Source organism: Pseudomonas sp. NPDC087690 (genome assembly GCF_044743175.1).
Lineage (GTDB): Bacteria > Pseudomonadota > Gammaproteobacteria > Pseudomonadales > Pseudomonadaceae > Aquipseudomonas.
Window position 1 is genome coordinate 1 of the sequence record NZ_JBIUVX010000076.1, and the last position, 3858, is coordinate 3858.

At 57.8% G+C, this 3858-nt stretch carries 2 protein-coding genes and 2 tRNA genes; 2 read left to right on the forward strand and 2 right to left on the reverse strand.

Annotated elements, in window-relative coordinates; translation table 11 throughout:
- Nucleotides 1-255: 255 nt before the first annotated feature.
- Together ACIPIZ_RS28880 and ACIPIZ_RS28885 are read left to right on the forward strand one after the other, a co-directional pair.
- A tRNA-Val gene (locus ACIPIZ_RS28880) sits at nt 256-331 on the forward strand.
- A 19-nt stretch (nt 332-350) separates the two neighbouring features.
- Nucleotides 351-427 (forward strand) — tRNA-Asp (locus ACIPIZ_RS28885).
- Nucleotides 428-607: 180 nt separating this feature from the next.
- Here the strand turns inward: ACIPIZ_RS28885 and ACIPIZ_RS28890 are convergent.
- Both ACIPIZ_RS28890 and ACIPIZ_RS28895 read right to left on the reverse strand, forming a co-directional pair.
- Nucleotides 608-1774, reverse strand: a complete 1167-nt coding sequence (locus ACIPIZ_RS28890; RefSeq protein ID WP_150647111.1) for a catalase family protein — start codon at nt 1772-1774, stop codon at nt 608-610.
- The gene (locus ACIPIZ_RS28895) at nt 1771-3579 is read right to left on the reverse strand and encodes a di-heme-cytochrome C peroxidase (protein ID WP_401168903.1); all 1809 of its coding nucleotides are present in this window, start codon (nt 3577-3579) and stop codon (nt 1771-1773) included. Before ACIPIZ_RS28895 ends, ACIPIZ_RS28890 begins: the two co-directional genes overlap by 4 nt.
- Between the last annotated feature and the right edge of the window lie 279 nt (nt 3580-3858).

A 3858-nucleotide genomic window follows, 5' to 3' on the forward strand; every position in this document is an offset into this window, starting at 1 on the left:
CAGTCGGTTAGAATACCGGCCTGTCACGCCGGGGGTCGCGGGTTCGAGTCCCGTCCGCTGCGCCATATTCGGTAACCTGGACCACTGAACGCCAGGTCACCACGGAAAAACCCGCCAAGGCGGGTTTTTTTCTGCTCCAAGGTTGTACCGCGGGATGTGTCGTTTCACCGGTTTTCGGATTTATTTGAAAAAAACTTCAATTAAATCAACACATTACGAAAACTTGTGGCATAATGCGTCCCGTAACGAAGCGAAGGGTGATTAGCTCAGCTGGGAGAGCGTCTGCCTTACAAGCAGAATGTCGGCGGTTCGATCCCGTCATCACCCACCATTCGTTTCAAGCGTTTCGCGCAGCGGTAGTTCAGTCGGTTAGAATACCGGCCTGTCACGCCGGGGGTCGCGGGTTCGAGTCCCGTCCGCTGCGCCATATTCGGAATCTGGAACACTGAACGCCAGATTCCACAGAAAGCCCGCCTAGTGCGGGCTTTCTGCTGTCCGGGGTTTGAGAAAATCACCTGAGCCCCTGTAGGAGCTGCGGCACGCTGCGATCTTTTGATCCTGCTTTCCTAAGATCAAAAGATCGCAGCCTCGTTGCACTTGACAGCTCCTACAGGGCATTCCGGCTATGCCGATAATCACTCACCGCCTCATACACCGCTTTGCGCAGACGATTGATCCCGCCAATCGGCCGATGCGCTTCAATGCCGAACCACGGATTGAACGACAGGTTGTCACACGCCAGATTCAGCGCAGGCGAATCGAAGTCCTGTGGTGGCAAGGTAATCCGCGCCACGGTCTCGAACGGTGAGTCCTGCTCACGCCATTCAATACTGGTGTCTTCGATCGGCATGTACCGGTTCGCATCCTGACGCTGGATCTGCAGGACAAAACACGCCGGCACTCGATCCGCCGACAACTGTTGATTGAGAGCGCTGCGCAGGAAGTTCGGCAAGTCGTGGTTCTGTTTCGGTAGCGTGTAGGCCGGGCAGCGGGCCGGATCCGGCATCACCCGAAACTTCGCATTGGCGTCACCGAATTTGTAGGGCGAGACCGAAAAGTAGGTCGTCGCCGTCGGACTGTCCGGCGGCGACGACAGGGTGGCCAAGGCGATAAACAAATGGCGGATCTGCCAGGTGCGTGGATCCCAGCCCGGAAAAAACGCCATGACCTTTTTACCGTCAGCTTGAGCAGCCACATTCTGACGGTACTCGGCGACATCACTGACAAAGAAGTTCGGATGGCTGAACATGACAAAATCCTGTTCACGCCGCTGCGCGCGTTCGCCAAGTAGCTGTTTACCCGGCACGTCCAGCAATTTGATCGCCATGCCACGGGCGTCGCGAATGCTGTCGAATTGCGGGTAAGCATTGCCGTTGGACAGGCGAATCATCGCTTGCCAGGTTGTCCCCGGTTCGCTGAAAACGCCCTGTCGCAGCGACTGCGCCAACTGAGGTAAGACCTGGACTTCAGCCTTTACACAGCCATGGGCCTTGGCATGCGCGTCGCGCAAATACCGTGTGGGTTCGCGGTGTTGATCGACGATGCGCACGGCGGTCTGGATCACGTCTTGGGTCATCGCCGCTTCGCCAGATGGAATCTGTTCGGTTGCCGACACCGGCCCGCGTTGTTGCCAGGCAAACCACGCGGTGGCGACTGCCCAGCCGAGCAGGCCGATGGCGAGCATAATCAACAGTGTTTTGCCGAGTAAACGCCCGAGCGACAACCAGATTCGGGCGAGTATCGGCAGTTCTTTCTTGAAGGTTGGCAGGATCATGGCAATTGCGCCTCCAGTGGGCCGCCGAGGACTTTCAGGTATTCCAGCAACGCCCAGCGTTCCTCCGGTTGCAGCAGTCGGCCGATGACGCCGTTACCGCGCTCGCCGGCGCGGAATTCATGACCGCTGTTGTGGTTGCCGCTGATCCGCGTATCGAACAGAAAGCCATTAGGGAACGCTTCGGTGCGATAACCCAGATGCCGTGGTTCGTATTCGAACGTGCCTTTATAGAAGGTGGTTGCGCGTTCATCCTGTGGTGAGAGCAACTGGTAAATAGTCGGCACCGAGCCGTTGTGCAAAAACGGCGCAGTGGCCCAGACACCGGCCAATGGCCGTGCCTTGTAGGCGACTTTTTCGCGCACGCCAATCGGCAGGCCAAAGCCATCGAGGTCTGGCTTTTCTTCCGGCGTAACCTTGGCTTCGCGGTAGGCGCGGTTTTCGACGAATGCGGTGACGTAAGCCAGTCCCTTGGCGACTGATAGCTGGCTCAGATCCAACGGTTCTTTGGGCTCTGGATGCAGCTTGACGTCCATATTCTTCAGTTCTTGCAAATCCCATTGCAGTGCCGTCAGATCGAAGCGGTGAGTCGCGATATTGGTGGCTGCATTGGGGTCTGTGCCGATGACATCAACGGGGAGCATGTGCAGGTGTTGCACCCAGCGGTCGCCCTCACGGGTTGCCCGCGGGACGTGGCATCCGGCGCAATTCTCGCTGAACAACGTGCGACCTTTGGCGGCCAGGGGTCTATCGACAACGCCCAGCAAATCTTCCGGCCAGGCGGGCGGCTGAAGCTTTTGCAGGGTTTCCTCAATCTTGTGCAGATCACGCACGCGCACGCTGGAGGCATAGCGCTCATCGCCTTGCAGCGGCTGGCCGTTGGCGTCGAAGAAATTCAGGGTAGCGCCTACGCCCAATGCCTCACCGATATTGCGCGCCATCGGCTGCTGCGCCGAGCCGTTCCATTGCACCCAGTCGAAAGTCCACATGTCCCACAACTGCGGGTAATCCACCGGTGCATTGGCAACGCGGTAGTTGGCAGGGGAGATGGCATCGCCGAACGTCGCATTGGCGATCCGTCCGAACGCGTCGGTACGGCCGGGGCCTTCTTCGGTCGGGTAGAGGCCGCGATGGGTGTCGTTCCAGGCGACTTTCAGGAAGGTTTCCAGTGAGCCTTTGAAATCCTTGCGCAGTTGCCCGTGGCGCGCATCGTACTCATCACCCAAGACGTTTCGAGCGAAGCGTTCGAATTTCCAGGGATTGAAGTAGGTTGAGGTCAGACTGGCGACCAGTGCCTGTCCGAAACTACCACCACGCAGTGTAGGAACGCTGGAAGGCAGCACATGCTGCGCCGCACCGCCATCAACGCGTATGGCTTGGCCTTTGAAGCGCAATTCGCCGGTGTGGCAAGCCGCACAAGTTATGTCCAGATATTGCTCGGGACTGCCGGGATTCTGATGTCGGGCAAAGCCGACAGGCAGGTTGTCGGGATTGTTCGGCGTGGCTTTCTGTTGCGGATCGACGAGAAAGCCGAAGCGGGCAAGGTAGTCGGGAGAGGCGAATCGCTGCTCGGAAAACGGCAACTCCAGCGCCTGAAACCATTCATAGCGCAAGCCTTTGACCTGCGTACCCTGCGGCGTGAAATAGTAGGTTTGCCGTTCTTCTTCACTCCACTGATTCAGGTAATGCACCCGCTGGGCGGGGGTGTAGAAGGGCAATTTCGGGTTGGCGACGTAGTACAGAATCACCACCAGGACGAGCCCCAGCAGCACCACGATCAGGGTCAGCACACGGAATAAGAGGCGCAAGATAAACATCCTTGTCGAATTGTTGCGCTGTTATGCCTGAGCGGGGCCATGCTGGGCAAGTGGCCATTACGCCAGATGTCATGGGAAGTCTTGTCAGGCATAGATGACAGAAGCTTCATCGCGCCTTTGCCCAAATGCGTTTTAATCCCTGAACTTATCGGAAGATTCCTGCTCTCATGCCGGTAGCCATTGGTCGTGGCGGCCTGATAAGCTCGCGGCTTTACTCGATTGCCCTTTCGGCGCATGAACAAGGAAATAGCATGAAACAGCATCGGTTGG

Bases quoted from the DNA above. Each gene is read 5' to 3' on its own strand.
- ACIPIZ_RS28890 (WP_150647111.1), bottom strand. From the start codon at position 1,774: ATGATCCTGCCAACCTTCAAGAAAGAACTGCCGATACTCGCCCGAATC.